This window comes from Caulobacter zeae (assembly GCF_002858925.1).
Lineage (GTDB): Bacteria > Pseudomonadota > Alphaproteobacteria > Caulobacterales > Caulobacteraceae > Caulobacter > Caulobacter zeae.
Map to the genome: position 1 here is coordinate 51038 of NZ_PJRS01000034.1, position 20784 is coordinate 71821.

Consider the following 20784-nt stretch of genomic DNA (forward strand, 5'->3'; position numbering starts at 1 on the left):
TTCCGTCCCACCCACTCTGTCGAGTTGTTCTGGAGGGAGCGATGCACGGGCGCGAAACTTCCGTCAAACCCGGCGCGATTTTCTTCGAGGAAGAAACCCGAGTGGTCTTATCGACGCCTCCTCCAAAGCCTGACAAGCGTGGGTGGAGGAGACGCCGATGACCGATTCCAGACACGGCTTGCCCACCCGTCGCGCGGTCGCCGCCGGCGCGCTGGGCCTGATGGCCGCCCAGGCGGCGCAGGCGGCGGCGCGGGGCGAACGACTGGTCTATGTCGGGACCCAAGCCGACAAGGACGGCCAGGGCGTCTTCGCCGCCCGGCTCGACACCGCCACCGGCAAGCTGGCTCCGATCGGCGTCGTCGCGCCCCTTCAGCGCCCGACCTGGCTGGTCGCCCATCCGGCCCTGCCGGTGCTCTACGCCCTGAGCGAGACGGGTTACGGCCCCCGGGAACAGGGCAAGATCCACGCCCTGAAAGCCGATCCCGCGACCGGCGCCCTGACGGTGATTTCCACGGTCGCCTCGGGCGGCGGCGGCCCGGCGCACATGTCGCTCGACGGCGAGGCCGGCGGCCTTCTGGTCGCCCACTACGGAACGGGCCACGTCGCCGCCCTGCCCGTCCGCGCCGACGGCGGGCTGGAGCCGCCCGCCTTGGTGCAGGCCAACCAAGGCTCGGGGCCCTCGCCGCAACAGCAGGGACCGCACGCCCACGCGGTGATGGTCGATCCGACGGGGCGTCACGCCTTGGTCGCCGACCTGGGCGCGGATCGGGTCTTCGTCCATCCCTACGACGCGGCGACACGGACGCTGGGTCCGGCGAGCGAGGCCTCCGTCGCGCTGCCGCCGGGAACGGGGCCCCGCCACATGGCGCTGCACCCGACCGGCCGCCACCTCTACCTGCTCAGCGAGATCAAGCCGGAGATCCGCGCCTATCGCCTGCGGGATGGCCGGCCGGAGCTGTTGCAGACCCTGCGCGCGGGCGGCGAGCCGCCGATCAACGGCGCCGAAGTGGCGGTCAGCCACGACGGCCGCTTCGTCTACGCCTCGATCCGCGTAGAACACGTCGTCGTCGTCTATGAGGTCGACGAGGCCAGGGGCGAACTGCGGGAAATCCAACGCATCGCCACGGGCGGCAAGACGCCGTGGAGCTTCGCCCTCGATCCGACCGGCCGTTGGCTGCTGGCGGCCAATCAGGGCTCCGGCGCGGTGACGGTGCTTGGACGCAACAACGCTTCGGGTCGCCTGGCGGCAACCGGCGAGACGATGGCGGTCGATCGGCCGACCTGCGTCGCCTTCCCCGCCTGGGGCTAGAACAGGCGCTGCTGTAGCCAGAGGATGGCTGGATAGGCCGCCAGCCAGGTCCAGAAGAAGCGGTTGAGGCCGAACAGGCAGGCGTTGGCCAGGTGGAAGGTCGCGGCGACCACCAGGCCGACCATCAGCGACGGCTGCGACAGCAGGGTCAGCGGAAAGGCCAGCTCGAACAGCATCACCGCCCACGACATCACGAGCAACAGGCGTGGCCGGTCGGCCCAGCCGCGCAGGCCCTCGGCGACGGGATAGGCTGAAAAGGCGAACACCTGGCGGAGGGCCAAGCCGTTGCGCCAGTCCGGGTTCACGATCTTCACCCAGCCGGAGATGAAGTAGGACAGCATCAGCTGCACGCCGAGATAGCCGAAGGCCAGCTCGCGCCACTGGTCGACGGGCAACACGCGCGCCAGCATCAAGCACCACAGGGCCAGCAGGCCCAGCCGGTCGCTGCCGCCGTTGTAGGGGCCCTGGAAGCGCTGGAGGACCAGCAGCGACAGGCCCGCCAGGCCGACCAGCGGCCAGGGCGAGGCCAAGCCCGTGACGACCAGCCCGCACAGCAGGATGCGCGCCCCGAACAGCAGCCGCTCGCGACGAAAGACCCGCAGATGCTCAAGGCTCTGCTGGATCAGCGCCAGGGCCAGCAGCACCTCGGTCAGGCGAAGGGCGTGGTCGAAGCTCATCGGATATCGATGTCCGCTCGCAGACGCGGCGCGGCCTGGTAAAGCACCTCGCGCTCGCCCGTCGGATCGACGAACAGCAGCCGGAACGACAGCCACCGCGGCGCATCCGACCGCGCAGCGAGATCAGCCGCGATCCGGCGGAAAATCTCGTCCTCTCCATGCGCCGTCGGCTCCTCGACCAGGCGCTCGGCGCAGCTGACCAGATAGAGGCTCTCGTTCCAGCGCGCGTTCCAGACCAAGCGTCCCAGGATGGCGACAGGCGACAGGCGTTGGGGGCGCGGGCGAAATTCGGTCCAGGCGTCCAGCGCGGCGTCGCGGGTGTCGGCCAGGGCGTACTCGACGCGCGGCGAGGCGGCGATGACGTCGAAGAAGTTCCAGGACGGGACCAGCGCCGGCGCCAGCAGCGAGAAGGGATTGGCCATGGTCCCTCCTTTCGGGCTGGGGCGAAGCGGTGGGGTACGCGGACGCTCCGATCCTGTCGAGGGCCGCCGATTTTGACTTGCGGTCGCCGGTGACGAGCGCATCTAAACGGCACGGGCGAACAGCCTCACGAAAGGTCGAGTTATGAATTTCTCGCGGTTGCGGACCACCAGCAAGGTCACTGGTGAATGGAAGTACGATCAGCCGGCCGCCAACAAGAGCGGCCTGCTGCAGGTCGACACCGCGCCCGACCACAAGCTCTGTTGGGAAGAGTACGGCAATCCGGACGGCGAGCCGGTGATGTTCCTGCACGGGGGCCCCGGCGGCGCCTGCGCCCCGCCGATGGCCCGGTTCTTCGATCCCAAGCGTTATCGCGTGATCCTGTTCGACCAGCGCGGCTGCGGCAAGAGCGAGCCGACGGTCGCCTCGGCCGGCCCGCAGGTCGCGCTGACCAACAACACCACCGACCATCTGGTCGACGACATCAACAAGCTGCGCGACGCGCTGGGCATTACCGGCCGCATGCATGTGTTCGGCGGCAGTTGGGGCAGCACCCTGGCCCTGACCTACGCCATCCGCCACGCCGACAAGGTGGCCTCGCTGATCCTGCGCGGCATCTTCCTCGGCGCGACCGAAGACCTGCTCTACATGTACCAGGGCAATGCGGCGGCCTTCACCAACACCCCCTACGCCCTGACCGAACCCGGCGCCTACATCGCCTATCCCGACGAGTGGAAGGCCTTCGTCGAGGTGATCCCGGTCGAAGACCGCGGCAACATCATGGGCGCCTACAAGACGATCTTCGACATGGTGCCGGCCAGCGAGGCCGAACGTCAGCGCCAGCTCAAGGCGGCCGTGGCCTGGTCGGTCTGGGAAGGCACGATCTCGAACATGATCCCCGACAACGCAGACGCGGGTAAGTTCGGCGAGGCCGACTTCGCCCTGTGCTTCGCCCAGATCGAGGCCCACTTCTTCGCCAACGGCCTGTTCCTCGAGCCGGACTACATCGTGAATAACGTGGACAAGCTGAAGGGCCTGGACATCCACATCGTCCACGGCCGCTTCGACCAGGTCTGCCCGCTGTCTCAGGCCTCGCGCCTGGTCTCTGCCCTGGACGAGATCGGCGCCCCGCCGGCCAGCTACGTGAAGACGGATGCGGGCCACAGCGCCATGGAGGGCCAGACCGTGCTGGCGCTGACGGCGATCATGGACGGGCTGCCGAAGATCGGCGGCTGACAGCGGAAGCGAAAACCTCGCCCTTCGACAAGCTCAGGGTGAGGTTTTCGACTGAACCGCCGCATCAATGGCCCTCATCCTGAGCTTGTCGAAGGACGAGGGCCAAGCACTCACGCCGCCCGCCGGCTCATCTCCCCGCACACCCGCCGATAGCGCTCCAGCAGCCGCTCCAGGGTCGCCTGCTTGACCGGACGCCCGTCGCGCAGCTTGACCCAGGTGGTCTCGCTGATGCCGAAGGTCTCCTGCAGGCAGGCCTTGGTGGCCGCTGGCAGGGCGCGACGCAGCGCCTGGAAGGTGTCGCGGTCGATCACCGCGTCGGCGAGACGGGCGGCCATGTTACTGGCCCGCCGGCTTGGGCGTAGTGGCCTTGACCAGATCCAACCGCGCCTTCAGCGGATCCGCCCCCGCCTTCACCCCATCGTTGGTGAAGTCGATGATCGCATCGCCGGCCGCGTCGTACCTTGGCCAGGCCGGCTGGCCGGCCGCTTCGGGCGCGCCCTTGGTCGCAAACGCGATCCAGTAAGCGTGGGCGGCCTTGGCGGCGGCCGCATCGGCCGGGGTCAGGGCCGCGCCGTAGCGGGCGTCGACCGTGTCGAACACGAACGGGATCTCGGTGGCGTGCGGGGCGCTCCACCATTCCTTGCGCTGGCTTTCGGCCACATAGGAGAAGCGGAACGACCACACCGGCGCGCCTTGCGCCGACAGGGTGCGGGCCACTTCACGCGCGGGCTCGATGAACATCCGGTCGCCGGCGGCCTTCCAGCCATAGACCTTGATGTCGCCGTCGCCGGTCGGGTCGTAGAGCTTTTCGGCCTCGGCTCGCCGCTCGCCGAACGGGGCGAAGACCTGGTCGCGGGTACCGCCGAAGAAGAAGCCGTCGGCGCCGGTGGCCCCGACCATCACCGGCATCTTCGTCCATTCGCCGGCGGCGAAGGCGTCGAGCACCGGCTTGGTGACGATCCTGCCGTCGACCATCGGCCCGCCGTTCCAGGTGGGAACACCGGAGGTCGCCATGTTCAGGCCGTCGACCACCGCGTCGGCCGGTAGCGCGCGCAGGGCGGCCAGCGCCTCGGGCCCCTCCCCGGTCACGCCGGCCTTGGCGGCGAAGGCGACGCCGACGCTCTCGGCCGAGCGCTCGCCCGGCGCGGCCTTGATCGGCAGCGAAGGCAGAAGGCGCGGCCGGCCGCCGCCCGACTGGATGATCGCCTTGTGGAACAGGCCCTGCGCCAGGGGCGTAGTCAGCATGGCGTTGACCGACATGCCGCCGGCCGACTCCCCGAAGATCGTCACGTTGCCCGGGTCGCCGCCGAAGGCCTCGATATTGGCCTGCACCCATTTGAGGGCCGCGATCTGGTCCATAAAGGCGTAGTTGCCGAGCAGGCCGCCGTCGGCGTTTTCGGCCGACAGCGCCGGGTGGGCGAAGAAGCCGAAGCGCCCGACCCGGTAGTTGAAGCTGACCAGCACCACGCCGTCGCGGGCGAAGCGGTCACCGGCATAGACCGACGGCGAGGAACCGCCGTTGACGAAGCCGCCGCCATAGATCCAGACCATCACCGGCTTTTTGGCCTTGGCCTTGATGGCGTCCTTCGGCGTCCAGACGTTCACATAGAGGCAGTCCTCGGCCGGCTTGACGCCCAGGGGCGCGGCGTCGCCCGGGAACGGGTTCTGCGCGCAGTCGGGGCCGTAGTCGGCGGCCGGACGGACGGCGGTCCAGGCCTCGGGGGCCTGGGGCGCGCGCCAGCGCAGCGGGCCGACGGGCGGCGCAGCGAAGGGCACGCCCTTGAACGCCGCCACCGTCCCGCTCTCGACGCCCTCGACGGGGCCCGCGGTGGTCCTGACCACCGGACCGGCGGCCAGGGCCGGCAGGCCGATGGCCAGCGAGAGGGCCAGGCCCGAAACCAGAGATCTCATCGCCATGCCCTTCCCCTACGGCTTCAGCGTCCGGGCCTTGACCTTGGCCCCGCCCTTGAGGGCCAGGTCCGAGGCCGAAGCGCCGACCGCCACCTGATAGTCGCCGCCCGTGACGACCCAGCGACGGCCCTTGGCGTCGAAGCTGGCCAGCAGGCGCGGATCGGCGGTCAGGGTCACGCGGCGGGTCTCGCCCGGCTTCAGCGACACCTTGTCGAAGCCGATCAGGCGCTGCAACGGCTTGCCGGCCGCGCCGGTCAGATAGACCTGCGGGGCGTCCTTGCCCTCGACCTTGCCGGTGTTGGCGACGTCGAAGCTGACCGTGACCGACTGGCCGCCCTCGACCTTCAGGTTCGAATAGGCGAACGAGGTGTAGGACAGGCCGTAGCCGAACGGGAACAGCGGCTTGTCGCCGGTGGCGGCGAAGCGGCGGTAACCGACGTCGGCGCCCTCGGTGTAGTTGACGTCAAACCGGGTCTTCTCCGGCACGCCGCGGCCCGGCAGGGCTTCACGCGGGTACTGGCTGAGCGACGCGGGGAAGGTCACCGGCAGGCGCCCCGACGGATTGACCGCGCCGAACAGCACGTCGGCGATCGCCTCGCCGCCCTTGGCGCCGCCATACCAGGCCTCGACCACCGCGCCGGCCTCGTTCAGCCAGGGCATCGAGACCGGGCCGCCCGTTTGCAGCACGACGATGGCGTTGGGGTTGGCGGCGACCACGGCGGCGATCAGTTCGTCCTGGCCGTTGGGCAGGGAGAGGTCGAAGGCGTCCTCGCCCTCGCCCATCCACTGGTTGCCCATGACCACCACCACGTCGGCGGCTTTTGCCGCAGCGACGGCCGAGGCGACGTAGCGGCCGTCGTCGAAGGTGACCTTGGCGTCCGGCGCGGCCTTGCGGATGGCGGCCAGCGGCGAGGAGCCATTGAAGTACTGGCTGCGGAAGGCGCCCATCATGCCCTCCCCGCCCAGCGGCACGACGCGCTTGGCGCCGCCCGGAGGCACGACCTGCGAGGAACCGCCGCCCGACAGCACGCCGACGTCGGCATGGCCGCCGATCACGGCGATGGTCTTGGCGCTCCTGGCCAGCGGCAGCAGGCCCTCGCGGTTCTTCAGCAGCACGATGCCTTCGGCCGACGCCGCGCGCGAGATCTCGGCGTTGGCGTCATAGTCGATGGCGCCGCCCGGGGTCACCGGCTTGTCGAACAGGCCGGCGGCGAACATCGAGCGCAGGATGCGGCGCGTGGCGTCCGACAGGCGCGCGGCGGGGATCTCGCCCTTCTCGACGGCGGCCTTCAGCGGCTCGCCGAACCAGATCTTGGCGTCCAGCTGCTCGCCCGATTGCTGGTCCAGACCCTTGACGATGTAGTCGGTGGCGTGGACCGCGCCCCAGTCCGACATCACCCAGCCCTTGTAGCCCCAATCGCCCTTCAGGACGTCGTTGAGCAGGTGCGGGTTGCCGCAGCTGTAATCGCCGTTGACGAGGTTGTAGGCGCACATCACCGAGCCCGGCTGGCTCTTTTCGATGGCGATCTGGAAGGCCAGCAGGTCGCTCTCGCGGTGGGCGGCCTCGTCGATCACCGAATTGGCGAAGTGGCGGCTGGTTTCCTGGCCGTTCAGCGAGAAGTGCTTGATCGTCGAGACGATGCCCTGGGCCTGGATGCCGTTGATCTGGGCGGCGACGAGGTTGCCGGCCAGCCAGGGGTCTTCGCCCAGATATTCAAAGTTGCGGCCGTTGCGCGGGTCGCGGGCCAGGTTCACGCCGCCCGCCAGCTGAACGTTGAAGCCCTTGGCGCGGGCTTCACGGCCGACCACCGCGCCGCCCTCGTAGGCCAGCTTGGTGTTGAAGGTCGCCGCCAGCGACAGGCCGGAGGCCAGGGCCGTGGCCCCGTCGCCGGGCCGCACGCCCAGCGGATTGGTGACGCCCAGGCTGGCGTCGCTCTCTTCCAGGGCCGGCACGCCCAGGCGCGGAATGCCGGGGATGTAGCCGGCCGAGCCGATCGCGCCGTCGGGCTTCTTGATGCCGAAGATCGGCATCGACATCGGGCCGTGGACCAGCCCGATGCGCTCGTCGAGGGTCATCTCCTTTTCCAGCAGGGCCGCGCGCTCGTCGGGCGAGAGCTTGGTGTTCATCCACGGCCGGGCGGTCTGGGCGTGCGCCGCGCCGGCGGCCAGGCAAAGGGCCGCGATGCTGGCGGCGGTGGTCATGCGGATCATGATGGCGGTCCCCTTAGTAGGTCAGGCCGTAGTGGATCGGGTAGAGCGGCTTTTCGCTGTCGTGCGGCGCGTCTTCCGCCTGTTGTTCGACCGCGGCCATCGACGAGGGCAGCTCGAACGGAAGCCTGCCCCGCGCCTTGGCCTTTCCGGTCAACGCATCAAGCAGCGCTTCGTCGCTGGAGCCGAAATCGCCGATCAGCGCGCCGGCCTTGTCGCGGACATTGGTCAGGATCGCCGGGCGGTCGAGATAGACGCTGACGATGGTCGGGACCTTGGCCGAGGCGGCCTTGATGGCCTCGTAGTCGGCCGCGCCGTCCTTGAACGACAGGTCGCCCTCGTGCTGCCGCACCCCGAAGGTGTAGTTCGGGTGCAGGGTCTCGAACGGCGTCTCGACGCGGATGATGGCCAGGTCCGCCTGGGCCAGATCCGTCACCGGCGTCAGGCCATAGGCCCTGGCGACGTCGGGCGAGACGCCCTTGAGCCACACCTTGCGGCCGGCGGCCTTCAGCGGCAGCAGGCCGTTCTTGTTCTCCAGCAGCGTCAGGGCCGCGCTCTGGGCCGCCCGCCCCTCGGCGACGAAGGCCTTGGCGCCGGCGATGGCGTCGGCGGCCTTGGGGTCGACATAGGGGTTCTCGAACAGGCCCTGCTCGAACTTGACCAGCAGGATGCGCTTCACGGACTCGTCGATGCGGCTTTCCGTGATCTTGCCGGCCTTCACCGCCTGAACCAGCTCGGCCGTGTCCTCGACCCCGCCGAACTGGTCGAGGCCCGCGTTCACGCCCTTGGCGTAGCGGTCGACCTTGGCCAGGTCCTCAACGCCCCAGGCTGTGGAGAAGCCCTCGAAGCTGGGGGTGACGCCGGCCGGGAAACCGTTGCGGCAGGTCTCGCCGCAGTCGTTGGTGATGGCCCAGTCCGACAGCACGATCCCCTTGAAGCCGTGCTTGCCGCGCAGCAGGTCGGTCAGCAACTGCTTGGAGAAGCCGGCGGCCACCGGCTCCAGCGGCTGCCCCTCAAGCACCACGTCCTGGAGGATCGCGTAGGTCGGCATCACCCCGACGACGCCCGCGGCGAAAGCTTCGTCGAACGGTTTGACGTGCAGGTCGAACTGACCCTTGGGGAAGACGGCGTAGCGGCCGTAGCTGTTGTGGCCGTCGAAGCCCTTGGCCGAGGCGCCGTAGCCGACCCAATGCTTGACCACGGCCGAGACGCCGCCGGTCGAGAGGCCTTTGTCGCCGCCCTGGAAGCCTTGGACATAGGCCTTGGTCATCTTGCCGACGAGGTCGGCGTCCTCGCCGAAGGTGCCGTTGGTGCGCGACCAGCGCGGCTCGGTCGACAGGTCGGCCATCGGCGACAGCGCCTGGTGGATGCCGACGGCGCGATACTCCTGGCGGGCGATGTCGCCAAAGCGCCTGGTCAGGGCCGTATCGCCGATGGCGGCCAGGCCCGGGGCCTCGGGCCACTGCGAGAAGCCGCCGGGGGCGACGCTGGCGCCGGCCGTGAACTGGAAGTGGTGGCGCGGGTCGGTGCTGATCGTCGCCGGCACGCCCAGGCGGCCCTTCTCGGCGATCGCCTGGATGGCGTTGTTCTGCTCCGCCAGGAAGCTGGGCGCGCCGGCCAGGCGGGTGATGAAGGTGGTGACGTGGCGATCGACCACCAGCGGGGTCGCCTTGTCCATGTCATAGCCCGAGCCGATGCCGGCCACGCCCATGGGGCCGGTCGCCGGCAGGGTGCCGTGCATCATCTGGCCGGCCTTCTCGTCCAGCGTCATGCGCGCGGTCAGGTCGGCGGCGCGGACTTCCGGAGAAAGCCGCCAGTCCTCATAGGGCGACAGCTTTCCGTCGCGGTCGAGGTCGCGGAACTTCAGGCCGTCGACAGTGATCGTCTTGCCGTCGCGCACGCCCAGCTCGGGCTGCTTGGGCGCGGCGTGGGCGCCGCCGCCGAGCACGGTCGCGGAGGCAGCCAGGAGCAAAAGGCGTCGTGTGAGGATCATCGGCTAAACTCGCTTGGCTACACAGAAAACAAAGGTGCGCCCGACGGGCAGGATCCGCCGGGCGCGAGGGGGAGTGAGGTGGTTAGAAGGTCACGCCGAGGCGCAGGCCGTAGGTGCGCGGCGGGGCGTAGAACTCGCCAGCGCCGTTGGTGGCCAGACCCGTGGTCGAGTTCGGCGCCGAGGCGGTGCGCACGTCGTCGTCCTCGAGGTTGCGGACGAAACCCTGCAAGGTCCAACGATCGTCGGGGCTGGCGTAGGTCAGGCTGACGTCCGTCTTGGTGAAGGCGCCTTCCTTGTTCTGCGCGAAGCCGTGGTACTCGAGGTTCTTGCTGGTCTCGTAGTGGGTCTGGATCCGGCCGGTCAGGGTGCCGCCGAAGCTGGGCTCCCAGATGTGCTGGTAGCCGAGATTGAAGGTCCACTCGGGCGTGCGGGCCATCCGGCAGCCCGAGAAGTCGGTCGAGCGCGGAGCCGCCGCCGCGTAGTTGGCCGTGTAGCAGGCCGCCACCGAAGCGTTGGCGTTGTTGTTCGAGAACGAGTCCCCGCGCGGCAGCACAAAGTCGGTGTATTCGGCGTGCAGCCAGCCCAGGGTGGCGTCGATCCGGTCATGCTCGGTCAGCGCCAGGTTGGTCTCGAACTCCAGGCCGTAGATCTTGGCCTTGTCGGCGTTGAGGGTGACCGTGGCGTCCTGCCCGCCGATGGTGCCCAGGGCGCTGACTTGGAAGTCCCGGTAGTCGTAGAGGAACGCCGTGGCGTTCACCTGCAGGCGATTGTCGAGGAAGCGGTTCTTCACCCCGGCTTCGTAGGAGGTGATCTTCTCCGGCGCGTAGACGTTGTCGGCGATGCCGTCGTAGTAGCCGCCCGCCTTGTAGCCGGTGGCGACGTTGGCATAGAGCATCGAGGTCGAGGTCAGGTCGAAGTCGGCGCCCAGCTTCCAGTTGGTGGCGTCCCACTTGGCGTCGGCGACGTTGGCCACCACCGTCGAGACGATCGCCCCGGCCGAGTTGGTCAGGTAGGTGCCGCCCACCCGGCCCTTCTTGTCCTCGGTATAGCGCAGGCCGCCGGTGACACGGAACCGGTCGGTGACCTCGTAGGTCGTCTGGCCGAAGACGGCGATGCTTTCAGCCGTGATCTCGGGCTGGATGAACGACAGGTACGAGTTGTTCGCCAGGAAGACGCGGAAGTCGACATTGTTGTCTTCGGTGAAGCGATAGAGGCCGACCACCCACTTCAGCTTGCCGGCATCCCCGCCCAGGCGCAGTTCGTGCGACCACGTATAGTCCTTGCCCAGGAAGTAGTTCGGCGCGCCGGTGCTGGCGTTCTCGCCGGTGCGGTCGAGCTTGGAGAAGTTGTAGCCGACCAGATAGGTCAGGTTGGCGAAGCCCAGGTCCCAGTTGGCCTCGGCGCCGGTGCTGAAGAAGCGGTTGTTGCGATAGAGGTTGGTCGAGCAGTAGCAGGACCACGGATCGCCGGTGACGCGCGTAGTGCCGTAGGTGCCATCGCCGCCGCCCGCGCCACCCTGGTGCAGGTAATCGGCGTTGAGGATCAGCGAGAAGTTGTCGCTGGGCTTCCACAGCACCCGCACGCGGGCCGACTTGTCGTCCTGGTCGTAGCGGTCGTTGCCGCCGGTGCCCGGCCCCTGGTTGATTGCGTTGACGTAGCCGTCGTGGCGGCTCTGCTGGAACGAGGCGCGCACGGCCAGGGTGTCTCCGATCGGCACGTTGATCAGGCCCGAGGTGGTGACGGCGCTGTAGTTGCCGACCTCGATCGAGCCCGCCCCTTCGTACTCGCCCAGCACCGGCTTCTTGGTGATGACGTTGATGGCGCCGGCCGTGGCGTTACGGCCGTACAGCGTGCCTTGCGGGCCGCGCAGCACCTCGACCCGGTCGATGTCGTAGAACAGCGCGCCGACCGAGGTCGAGCGGGCCTGGTAGATCCCGTCGATGTGGTAGGCGACAGCCGGGTCGCCGACTTCGGTGGTGTTGGTGCTGCCGATGCCCCGCAGGAAGACCTGGGCCGCGCCCGAGCCGCTGGAGGTGATCTGGAGCGCCGGAACCTGGCTGGCCAGGTCGACCACGGTCTTGACCCCCTGAGATTCCAGCTTGTCGCCGGTGACGGCCGAGACGGTCAGCGGCGTCTTCTGCAGGTTCTCGCTGCGCCGCTGGGCGGTGATGACCACCTCGTCCAGCGCCACCGGAGCGTCCTGGGCGAAGGCGACGGGCGCGTTGAAGCACACGACCGCCAGGGCGGCCGACGTAAAGAGCACGGTGCGCATGTAGTTCCCCTTTCCTGCGCGGACCGGAAGGCGGCGCTGACGCGTCGTTCCAGCCAGGATCCCGGCGCCGCAGCGGACGTCGGGCGATGTTTCCTCCACCCCTTGTCCCGGGGTTTGAGTTCCGTTCCGCCTCGGAATGTCCCGATAACGACAACGTTGTCGTAAATTGACACCACGATACGACAACGTTGTCTATGCCGTTTTCAAAAGACACCGCTGTCTGGATTTTACCACTAAAGAAGGCGGAAATTACTGGATCAATATTCCACTATCAGGCGCGACAAAGCACATAAATTACCTCAACCCGCCCGCGAGTTACCGCTAGCGCGAGGTCGAGGATCCGCGCTCGACGATGTGGTAGTCGAGCTGCCGAGCCGCTGTCCGGCTGCGAAAGCGGGGGTCGCCGAATCCTTCGATCAGCATTTCGGTCGCCGCCTCGGCCATCTCGGCGATCGGCTGGTGCACGGTCGTCAGGCCTGGCCAGGACGACTCCGCCAGCGGGCCGTCGTCGAAGCCGACCACCGACAGGTCGCCGGGGACCGACAGGCCGCGCTTGGAGGCCGCCGACAGCACGCCCATGGCCATGGAGTCGTTGGCGGCGAAAATCGCGGTCGGCGGCTCGGACAGGCCCAGCAGCCGGTCGCCGGCCTCCAGGCCCGACAGCGGCATGAAGTCGCCGGGCGCGATCCATTCGGGCTTCACGCGCGCGCCGCGCTCAGCCATGGCGGTCATGTAGCCCTCGCGACGGCGGCGGGCCGAGCCGTGGTCGGCAGGCCCGTCGATGAAGCCGATCCGGCGGTGACCGAGGTCCCACAGGCGGGCCGTCATGTCGTGGGCGGCCTGCTGGTCGTCCATGAAGACGTAGGGCGAGCGGCCGAAGTCGCGGTCGGGGGCGACGCGCACGTAGGACAGGCCCTGGGCCTCGATGATGGCCAGGATCTCGGGGTCGTCGCAGACCGGCGGGGTCAGGACGAGGCCGTCGAAGCGGCCGGCCTTCAGGGCCTGCTCCAGGCCCGGCCCCCTCGCCTGCCCCGGATCGTCGACCTGCTCGATGACCATGTGATAGCCGGCCCGGCGGCAGGCGCGCATCGCCCCGACCTGAACCTCGCCGACATAGTGGTAGGCGCCCACCCGCATGAAGACGACGCCGATCAGGTAGCTGCGGCGGCTCGACAGAGAGCGGGCCGAGACGTTGGGGCGATAGCCGAGCTTCTCGATCAGGTCCTCGACCCGCGCCCGCGTGGCCGGACCCACGCCCTCCTCGCGATTGATGACACGCGACACCGTCTTGATCGAGACGCCCGCCTGCTTGGCGATATCGACGATGGTGATGTCGCTCATGCGCTCCGCTCGGCCCTTCACGCCCGGTGCTCCGCGCGACGCCCTGTGGTAGCGGTCCGCCCAAGTTCCCCGCAAGTCCGCGCCTCTCGTATCGGCGGCCGCGCCGAACGATACAAGGCGGATACATAGCGACAAATTGCAGACGCGTTACACCGGCAAAGCTGATCCATGGGCCAGGATCCGCAACGATTCCGTACTTTTCGGCGCTCATCGCCGGGTGTTCGAGTCGACAAGTCATGTCCGCGCCGCAACCATGGAGCGGAACCTTGAGCCCGCCTCCCGCGCCAGTCGCCCCGCCAGGCGCTCCCCAAGCGCCGCCGCGACGTCATGACGCGCGCCGCCGCCCCCTCGTCCAGCCCGCGGCCGGGACGCGGACGTCCTCGCCATGTCATAACCGGGAGCCGATGACCCCCGACGCCTCGATCACCGAGACCGCGACCGTCCTGCTCGTGGAGGACGACGACGTCCTGCGCCGCGAGATGGCCGCCTATCTCGGCGCCCAGGGCTATGCCGTGCGCCAGGCCGGCGCCGTCGAGGCCGCCCGCGAGATCCTGGAAGCCCACGCCGTCGACGTGGTGGTGCTAGACGTCAACCTGCCCGGCGAGGACGGCCTGTCGCTCTGTCGGCAGTTGGCCCGCCCCGAGGGTCCGGCGATCCTGATGCTCAGCGCCATGGGCGAGGCCGTCGACCGGATCCTGGGCCTTGAGCTCGGGGCCGACGACTACGTGGTCAAGCCGATCCCGCCGCGCGAGCTGCTGGCCCGGGTCAAGGCCCTGATGCGTCGCCGGGCCGCCGCCGGGCCGCAAGGCCGCAACCCCAAGCGCAACACCTACGCCTTCGCCGGCTTTCGCCTGGACCTGTCGGCCCGGCAGCTGACCGCGCCGGGCGGCATGCTGCTGCTGCTGACGCGCGGCGAGCTGGCCATCCTGTCGCTGCTGCTCGACAACGCCCGCTCGGTGGTGTCGCGCGAGGACCTGCTGACCGTCATCCGCGGCGAGGCCGCCGAAACGGTGGGCAGGGGCGTCGACCTGCACATCAGCCGCCTGCGCCGCAAGATCGAGGCCCAGAGCGACCAGGAACTGATCAAGACCTATCGCGGCGTCGGCTACGTGCTCGACGCCAAGGTGGTGATCGAATGAAGCGCCTGATCGCACAGTTGCGCCGCCCCGACGCGCCGATCGCCCTGCGCATCGTCTGCCTGCTGGTCGGCAGCCTGGTGGTCGCCCAGTTGGCCACCCTGGCTCTTACCCTGCTGCTGCCGCCCAAGCCGCCCGAGCAGCACAGTCTGGCCGACATCGCCGCAGGCCTGAAGGGCGCGGCCATCGACACCGGCTCCAGCCGCCCGCTGGTGCGCACGGTCGAGAACGAGCCGCCGAGCCTGAACAGCCCCGGCTGGGTGGCCTCGGAGCGGTCGAGCGCCGACCTCGCCCGGCTGCTGAACGCTGATCCCGACGACGTGCGGCTGCTGTTCTACGCCCCGCCGCCGTTCGCCGGCGCCGGCGGCGGCGCCCCGCGCCTGCGCGCCGAAGCCGCCCCCTCGCCCCTGACTTTCCTGTTCACCTCCTACGCCCAGGCCCAGCCGATGACCGGTCCCGGCGGGTTCCAGCGTCCGCCGATGGCGGGCATGCGCCCCTCGGTGGGTCCCGGCTCGGTCGGCTTTCCGATCACCGCCACGCCCAACGTGCCGATGTCCGGCGGAACCTGGCGCCCGGGACGCGGGCCGTCCGGCGCGACGCGGGCCGACTATCGCTCCCCGGGCGGCGCGATCGGTGACGCCCGCCCCACGCGGCCGAGCCAGGGCTTCCAGGGCGCGCCCGGTCAGGGCGTTCGCCCCGAGGGTGCCATGCCCGGCCCGCCGCGCGTGATCCCGCGCCTGCCGCAACGGCTGTCGAGCGACCCGCTGTTCACCGCCCCCTTCCGCACCTCGACCTTCGTGGCCGTCTCCGAACCGCGCGAGCCGGTGGCTGCGCCCGCGCCGCCGCCCGCCCCCGAGCCGATGGTCACCCACGCGGTCGTCACGCCGCCGCCCCTGACGCCGCGCGCCAAGCCGGTGGTCGAGACCGTGTCCGCCGCTCCGCGCCTGGCGGCGCGGGCCGCGCCCAAGCCGGTCGTCGCGCAGGCCAAGCCCCAGCCGCAGGGCCGCGCCCTGCCCGCCCCGGTCGCCCGCGGGCTCTTCGGCCTGGCGCCCGCGCCCTATATCGAGGGCGACTTCGTGGCCGCCGTGCGCGTCTCCGACGGCCGCTGGGTGACCCTTCAGCCCAAGCCCGAGGGCTTCCCCAACAGCTGGCAGCGCCGGGTGTTGCTGTGGTTCCTGGTCTCGTTCGCCATCGTCGGACCGGTCGGCTACCTCTTCGCCCGACGCCTGGTGGCGCCGCTGGTCGGTTTCGCCGACGCCGCCGAGGCCCTGGGCCGCGACCCGTCCTCGCCGGTGCTGGCCGCCCACGGCCCGGCCGAGATCGGCCGCGCCGCCCGCGCCTTCAACCAGATGCAGGCCCGCCTGACCCGGTTCATCAACGACCGCACAGCGATGATCGGGGCCATCTCGCACGACCTGCGCACGCCGCTGACCCGCATGCGCTTCCGCCTCGAGCGCGCCTCGCCCGCCCTGCGCCGCGAGATCGGCCAGGACATCGACCAGATGGAGGCGATGATCAATTCGGTGCTGGCCTTCATGCGCGAGAGCGCCGAGGCCGGGGCCCGCCAGCATGTCGACCTCCGCTCGCTGATCGAGTGCGTGGTCGACGACGCCGAGATCACCGGCGGCGACGTGGTGCTGGAGCCCGGAACCGCGCCGCAGGTCGAAATCGACGTGCTGGGCCTGCAACGGGTGTTCACCAACCTCGTGGACAATGCGGTGAAGTACGGCGACAGCGCCCGGGTGCGCCTCTATGTCGACGGCGACGAGGCCGTGACCGAGATCCGCGACCGGGGCCCGGGCATGAGCGAGGACGAGCTGGGCCGGGTGTTCACGCCGTTCTACCGCAGCGTGGCCGCTCGCACCTCGACCAAGCAGGGCGTGGGGCTTGGCCTGGCCACCTCGCGCACCACCGTCCGCGCCCATGGCGGCGAGATCAAGCTGTCCAACACCGGCGAGGGCCTGATGGCCCAAGTCCGCCTGCCCCTGGCCGTGCAGCGCGGCGGCGCGCAGGAACCGCCGGCGATGCTGGAAGCGGCGGAGTAGCGGACCCAAGATGCTCCCCCTGAAGGGGGAGCTGTCGCGAAGCGACTAAGGGGGAAAGGTCTGCTGTCGTTGGAGGCCTGCTGTCCTCACAGGACACTTCCCCTCCGGCCCTACGGGCCACCTCCCCCTTCGGGGGGAGGGTCTGGAGCCGTGCCCTTCCTAGAACGTGTCCTTGCCCAGGTCCTGGCCGCGCTTGCCGGCGACGGGCAGGTTGGCGCGGGCTTCTTCCAGGACGTCGCCGATCAGGGCGAGGTTCTGGATGGTGGCCAGGCCCCATTGCGAGGACGCGTTGGTGGAGATGCGCGGGATTTCCTCCATCGGCTCGATGACGGCGGGACCATCGACGCGGCGCTTGCTGGCGATCGTGCCGACGCCCAGGCCCGCGTCGCCGCTGAAGTATTCGCGCCAGGCTCGCTGGGCCAGGGCCGGATCCTTGCGGTGGAAGGCGGCGTAGGCGGTCAGGCGCGAATGGCCTTCCTTGAGGTTGCGGCCCTTGGCCGGGGCGCCGGTCTTGGCCCGGAACTCGGCGTCCGAGGCGTTGTAGAACTGGCAGTAGTCGAGCCAGGCCTCGCGGTAGCGCGGGTTGTCGATCAGCTGGAACAGCTCGGAATGGACCTCGACGGCGCCGAACACGGCGTTGAGATGCGAGACGCTGACGGTCTCGCCCTTGCCCAGGAACTTGCCGGTCTTGAGATCGAAGTCCGTGCCGCCGGCGAACCACTGCTGCTTCATGGCCGCGATGGTGTCCATGCCAGCCACGATGCGGTCGCGCCAGTGCTTGTCGCCGGTGCGCTCCCACTCGGTGAGCCAGGCGGCGGCGAAGGCGCTCCAGCTGGTGCCGAAGCCCATGTCGACGACGCCCGGCGGCCGGGAGGGCTGGGCGCCCGGCAGCTTGCGGCCGATGTCGACGCGGGTCAGGCTCTCGTCGGAGTCGATCAGGGCGTGCATCAGGTCGCCCACCCGCTCGTCGGCGGTCAGGTAGTAGTAGTAGCGGCGATAGGCGGCGTTGGAGACGCGCGGCTGCTTGGAACTGTCGGCCCAGTGCTGCACGCCATGCCGCGTACCGAGGCCCCGGTAGGGGCCGATATGACAAACGTCGACTTCGCCGGTGTGGCGGGTCATGGCCTCGGCCAGCCGGAAGACGTCGGCGCGGCCCGAGCGCACGAACGACAGCCACAGCCACAGGTCCGGCGAAAGCTCGGAGTTGGCCCAGGCGAAGCCGCCGATGTCGTAGCGCCAGACGTGACGGTCGCTGTCATAGGTGTGCATGACGTCGCCGTGGTTCCAGAAGCCGTACCAGCGGTGCTGCTCGACATCGAGCATGTAGAAGGCCAGCAGGCCGTCGTTCTGGTCTTCCAGCGCGCGGCGGGTCGGGGTGGAGCGGTCGACCAGGCTCCAGTCGCCGAACACCTGCGCCGCCTTCAGGCGGGCGGGCGTGGCGACCAGGCGCGGCGTCTGCCGCAGGCGGGCGGCCATGGCCGCGAAGTCGGGGCGCGACGGCGTCGAGGGCAGAGCCCAGAGCGTGATCTCGTTGGTGCGGGCGATGCCCAGCGGGCGGCCCCAGTTCTTTTCGTAGTCCTCGTAGGTGATCTCCAGGCCTTCGCGCTCGGCCGGGTGATCGTTCATGCCCAGACCGTCGTGATAGAAGCGCAGGTCCATGGCCGCGGCGTCCGGCGACCACAGCCAGACGGTGAACTCGGCCGTGTCGGTGTGGGCGCCCCGGATATCCAGGCGCGTCGGGCAACGCTTCCAGAAGTCGGTCATGGCGAAGGCCACGCCGCCGCTGGCCCCGCCGATATAGCCCAGGCCCGTGGCCCGGCCGCTGGTGATGGCGTCGATCCAGCCGTGACCCGGCTTGGTGCGCTTCTTGATCGAGAAGCCGTCGGAATTGGGCTGGCTGAGCGTAAAGTCGCCCCAGGCCGGGATCAGGTCGAGGCGCTTGGAGACGGTCGGGGCCATGCCCTCCAGCCCCGGCGTTTTCTGGCCGGCGACCTGGGCGTCGCGCCAGGCCTTGCCCGGATCCCGGCGCAGGCCGGTCAGCGGGCGGATCCCCTCGCCCCAGACGCCGTCGTTCTCGCCCGCGAAGCGAACATGGCGGTCATAGAGCGGGTCGGTCATCGGCGCCTGGCCGACGAGGCCCAGGCCCCGGATGAAGTCGCGGTTCTCGTCGCCGTCGAAGACGAAGCTGTGCATGATCCGCAGCGAGCGGCCGCCGGCATAGACGTAGAGGCGCAAGGTGAAGGGCAGCCAGGCGCGGCCCGCGCCGCGGTGCTTGCCTTCCAGCTTCACGACCGCGCGCACCGGGCCCTTCTGCTCGACGACGAGGCTTTCGATCTCGCCCTCGAAGCGGGTCTCGGTGACCGGGCCGCTCTCGAAGTCGGGCTTGTCCTGGGTCAGGGCGACGAGGCGCACGTTGCGGACGGTCTCGCGGCCGGCCACGGCAGCGCGGGCGATGATGTCGGCGCCCTTGCGCGGGATGGTCCAGGACTGTTCGCCGCTGATGATCTCGACCGCGTCGGCGGTCTCGCGCACCGAGACGGCGGCGGCGGGCGCGGCGGGCTTACCGGCGACGATCTTGAGGGTCTCGGCGCGGCCGGCGTCGGCCGGAATGGCGTGGCCGGTCCACTTCAGCGAACCGTCGGGCCAGTAGGCCAGCGGCCAGGTCTGGACCGGCACGGCCTCGCCGTTGGCGCTCGTGATGGCGAAGGTCGCCTTGGCCTTCTGGGCGCCGCGCGGCCAGGGCAGGCCGAAGGTCTGGCCCTCGTGGGCGGCGGGCGGCGCGCCGTCCAGCCAGCGCACGCCCTCGGCGTCGATATTGGCGGGCGTCTTGGGCGCGGCCTGGGCGGCTTGAACGGCGATCGGGGCGACCGCGCCGGCCAGGGCGGCGGTGCGCAGGAAATCGCGACGATTGAAAGGATCCATGGCGGTGCGCCCTCCCGTACCGGGGCGGTCGAGACGCCGCGCGAGCAGCCGTCGCCACCCTTTCATCACCGGAACGGGCGCAGCTTTATTCTCACATAATGGATAGTCAACGCATTATCTGGAATTTTGCGCCTGAGCTGCAAACCACGGTTGAATGCGTCGGAGCGCTTCACGCACCTCTTGTGTCGAGACCGCGAAACTGAAGCGGATAAAGTGGCGGCCATCGACCGGATCGAAATCCAGGCCGGGCGCGGTGGCCACGCCCGTCTCGCGCAGCAGCCGCTCGCAGAAGGCCAGGCTGTCGTCCGTCAGGTGGCCGATGTCGGCCCAGATGTAGAAAGCGCCGTCGGGCGGGGCGATGGCGGTCAGGCCCAGCGACGGCAGGGCGTCGAGCAGCAGCTGGCGATTGGCGCGATAGACGGCGACATGGCCTTCCAGCTCCTCGCGGGCGTCCATGGCGGCCAGGCCCGCGTGCTGGCTTAGCGACGGCGCGGTCAGGAACAGGTTGCCGACGAAGGCGCGGGCGCGGATCACGAGGTCGCTCGGCGCCACCAGCCAGCCCAGCCGCCAGCCGACCATGCTGAAGTATTTGGAAAAGCTGTTGACGATCAGGGCCGTCGGCTCGAACTCCAGCATCGAGTGCGCGGGACCCACGTAGGACAGCCCGTGATAGATCTCGTCGGAGACGATGCGGATCCCGCGCTCGCGGCAGACGTCCGCGATGGCCTTCAGCTCCTCGGGCGGAATGATCGTGCCGGTGGGGTTGGCGGGGCTGGCGATGATCACGCCGGCCGGGGCCGGCTCGAGGGCGGCCAGGGCTTGGGCGGTCAGCTGGTAGCGGCTCTCCGGACCGCAGGCGATCTCCACCGGCGTCAGGTGCAGAGCTTTCAGGCTGTTGCGATAGGCGACATAGCCCGGCCGGGCCAGGGCGATGCGGTCGCCGGGCGTGAAGGCGCTCGACAGGGCCAGCACCAGGGCCGGCGAGGCGCCGCAGGTCAGGACGACCTGCTCGGCCTCGATGCCGACGCCATAGGTCTCCTGGTAATGGCGGGCGATGCGGGCCTTCAGCGCCGGGCTCTCCCAATAGCCCATGCCGTCGCTGTCGAGCACCTGGTGGGCGCGGGCGATGGCGGGCGCGGGCGCGCCGGTCGAGGGCTGGCCGAACTCCATGTGTATGACCTGCGCCCCCTCCCCCTTCAGCTGGTGCGCCAGGCGGCTGATGCCGATGGCGTGGAAGGGTTCGATCTCGGCGCGGGTCATCGTGAGGCGGTCCGTCGGAAAACTGCGAGCGACTGCTAGACCTGTTCTGGGCTT

General features: G+C 69.7%; 14 protein-coding genes. 4 read left to right on the top strand and 10 right to left on the bottom strand.

Going from position 1 to position 20784, the window contains the following annotated elements; translation table 11 throughout:
• Positions 1-157: 157 nt before the first annotated feature.
• Positions 158-1309 carry a lactonase family protein gene (locus SGCZBJ_RS16655; RefSeq protein WP_101719112.1) on the top strand — a complete coding sequence of 384 codons (1152 nt, stop codon included), beginning with the start codon at positions 158-160 and terminating at the stop codon, positions 1307-1309.
• On the opposite strand, the gene SGCZBJ_RS16660 is transcribed toward SGCZBJ_RS16655, so the two are convergent.
• Complete coding sequence (locus tag SGCZBJ_RS16660) at positions 1306-1986, bottom strand: HTTM domain-containing protein (protein WP_101719113.1); 681 nt, start codon at positions 1984-1986, stop codon at positions 1306-1308. The two genes, SGCZBJ_RS16655 and SGCZBJ_RS16660, sit on opposite strands and share 4 nt — an antisense overlap.
• Positions 1983-2408, bottom strand: coding sequence for a hypothetical protein (locus tag SGCZBJ_RS16665; protein ID WP_101719114.1), 426 nt, complete (start codon positions 2406-2408; stop codon positions 1983-1985). Before SGCZBJ_RS16665 ends, SGCZBJ_RS16660 begins: the two co-directional genes overlap by 4 nt.
• A 142-nt stretch (positions 2409-2550) precedes the next feature.
• Between SGCZBJ_RS16665 and pip the strand changes: the two genes are divergently transcribed.
• A complete protein-coding gene (gene pip / locus SGCZBJ_RS16670) occupies positions 2551-3642 on the top strand; it encodes a prolyl aminopeptidase (protein WP_101719115.1) in 1092 nt (363 codons plus the stop codon).
• 110 nt (positions 3643-3752) lie between these two features.
• Here pip and SGCZBJ_RS16675 read toward each other — a convergent pair whose 3' ends face one another.
• The 6 genes from SGCZBJ_RS16675 to SGCZBJ_RS16700 form a co-directional block, all read right to left on the bottom strand.
• On the bottom strand, positions 3753-3977 hold the full coding sequence (locus SGCZBJ_RS16675) for a hypothetical protein (protein ID WP_101719116.1): 225 nt from the start codon (positions 3975-3977) through the stop codon (positions 3753-3755).
• A 1-nt stretch (position 3978) separates the two neighbouring features.
• Positions 3979-5559, bottom strand: a complete 1581-nt coding sequence (locus SGCZBJ_RS16680) for a carboxylesterase/lipase family protein (protein ID WP_240621544.1) — start codon at positions 5557-5559, stop codon at positions 3979-3981.
• 9 nt (positions 5560-5568) lie between these two features.
• Positions 5569-7764, bottom strand: a complete 2196-nt coding sequence (locus SGCZBJ_RS16685) for a beta-glucosidase family protein (RefSeq protein ID WP_101719118.1) — start codon at positions 7762-7764, stop codon at positions 5569-5571.
• A 13-nt stretch (positions 7765-7777) separates the two neighbouring features.
• Positions 7778-9754, bottom strand: a complete 1977-nt coding sequence (locus SGCZBJ_RS16690) for a glycoside hydrolase family 3 protein (protein ID WP_101719119.1) — start codon at positions 9752-9754, stop codon at positions 7778-7780.
• A gap of 82 nt (positions 9755-9836) precedes the next feature.
• Positions 9837-12026 carry a TonB-dependent receptor gene (locus SGCZBJ_RS16695; RefSeq protein ID WP_101719120.1) on the bottom strand — a complete coding sequence of 730 codons (2190 nt, stop codon included), beginning with the start codon at positions 12024-12026 and terminating at the stop codon, positions 9837-9839.
• Positions 12027-12347: 321 nt separating this feature from the next.
• On the bottom strand, positions 12348-13367 hold the full coding sequence (locus tag SGCZBJ_RS16700) for a LacI family DNA-binding transcriptional regulator (RefSeq protein ID WP_101719121.1): 1020 nt from the start codon (positions 13365-13367) through the stop codon (positions 12348-12350).
• Positions 13368-13771: 404 nt separating this feature from the next.
• Here SGCZBJ_RS16700 and SGCZBJ_RS16705 point away from each other — a divergent pair, with 404 nt between their 5' ends.
• Both SGCZBJ_RS16705 and SGCZBJ_RS16710 read left to right on the top strand, forming a co-directional pair.
• Positions 13772-14506: a response regulator gene (locus SGCZBJ_RS16705; RefSeq protein ID WP_101719122.1), complete on the top strand. Its 735-nt coding sequence runs from the start codon at positions 13772-13774 to the stop codon at positions 14504-14506.
• Complete coding sequence (locus SGCZBJ_RS16710) at positions 14503-16548, top strand: ATP-binding protein (RefSeq protein ID WP_101719123.1); 2046 nt, start codon at positions 14503-14505, stop codon at positions 16546-16548. Before SGCZBJ_RS16705 ends, SGCZBJ_RS16710 begins: the two co-directional genes overlap by 4 nt.
• 159 nt (positions 16549-16707) lie before the next feature.
• Here SGCZBJ_RS16710 and SGCZBJ_RS16715 read toward each other — a convergent pair whose 3' ends face one another.
• Together SGCZBJ_RS16715 and SGCZBJ_RS16720 are read right to left on the bottom strand one after the other, a co-directional pair.
• Positions 16708-19470 (bottom strand): exo-rhamnogalacturonan lyase family protein, encoded by a 2763-nt coding sequence (locus SGCZBJ_RS16715; protein ID WP_101719124.1) that lies wholly within the window; start codon positions 19468-19470, stop codon positions 16708-16710.
• Positions 19471-19584: 114 nt separating this feature from the next.
• Positions 19585-20730, bottom strand: coding sequence for a pyridoxal phosphate-dependent aminotransferase (locus SGCZBJ_RS16720; RefSeq protein ID WP_101719125.1), 1146 nt, complete (start codon positions 20728-20730; stop codon positions 19585-19587).
• Positions 20731-20784 lie beyond the last annotated feature (54 nt).

Bases quoted from the DNA above. Each gene is read 5' to 3' on its own strand.
- SGCZBJ_RS16655 (WP_101719112.1), top strand. From the start codon at position 158: ATGACCGATTCCAGACACGGCTTGCCCACCCGTCGCGCGGTCGCCGCC.
- SGCZBJ_RS16690 (WP_101719119.1), bottom strand. From the start codon at position 9,754: ATGATCCTCACACGACGCCTTTTGCTCCTGGCTGCCTCCGCGACCGTG.
- pip (WP_101719115.1), top strand. From the start codon at position 2,551: ATGAATTTCTCGCGGTTGCGGACCACCAGCAAGGTCACTGGTGAATGG.
- SGCZBJ_RS16665 (WP_101719114.1), bottom strand. From the start codon at position 2,408: ATGGCCAATCCCTTCTCGCTGCTGGCGCCGGCGCTGGTCCCGTCCTGG.
- SGCZBJ_RS16695 (WP_101719120.1), bottom strand. From the start codon at position 12,026: ATGCGCACCGTGCTCTTTACGTCGGCCGCCCTGGCGGTCGTGTGCTTC.
- SGCZBJ_RS16720 (WP_101719125.1), bottom strand. From the start codon at position 20,730: ATGACCCGCGCCGAGATCGAACCCTTCCACGCCATCGGCATCAGCCGC.
- SGCZBJ_RS16685 (WP_101719118.1), bottom strand. From the start codon at position 7,764: ATGATCCGCATGACCACCGCCGCCAGCATCGCGGCCCTTTGCCTGGCC.
- SGCZBJ_RS16660 (WP_101719113.1), bottom strand. From the start codon at position 1,986: ATGAGCTTCGACCACGCCCTTCGCCTGACCGAGGTGCTGCTGGCCCTG.
- SGCZBJ_RS16710 (WP_101719123.1), top strand. From the start codon at position 14,503: ATGAAGCGCCTGATCGCACAGTTGCGCCGCCCCGACGCGCCGATCGCC.
- SGCZBJ_RS16680 (WP_240621544.1), bottom strand. From the start codon at position 5,559: ATGGCGATGAGATCTCTGGTTTCGGGCCTGGCCCTCTCGCTGGCCATC.
- SGCZBJ_RS16675 (WP_101719116.1), bottom strand. From the start codon at position 3,977: ATGGCCGCCCGTCTCGCCGACGCGGTGATCGACCGCGACACCTTCCAG.
- SGCZBJ_RS16715 (WP_101719124.1), bottom strand. From the start codon at position 19,470: ATGGATCCTTTCAATCGTCGCGATTTCCTGCGCACCGCCGCCCTGGCC.
- SGCZBJ_RS16705 (WP_101719122.1), top strand. From the start codon at position 13,772: ATGACCCCCGACGCCTCGATCACCGAGACCGCGACCGTCCTGCTCGTG.
- SGCZBJ_RS16700 (WP_101719121.1), bottom strand. From the start codon at position 13,367: ATGAGCGACATCACCATCGTCGATATCGCCAAGCAGGCGGGCGTCTCG.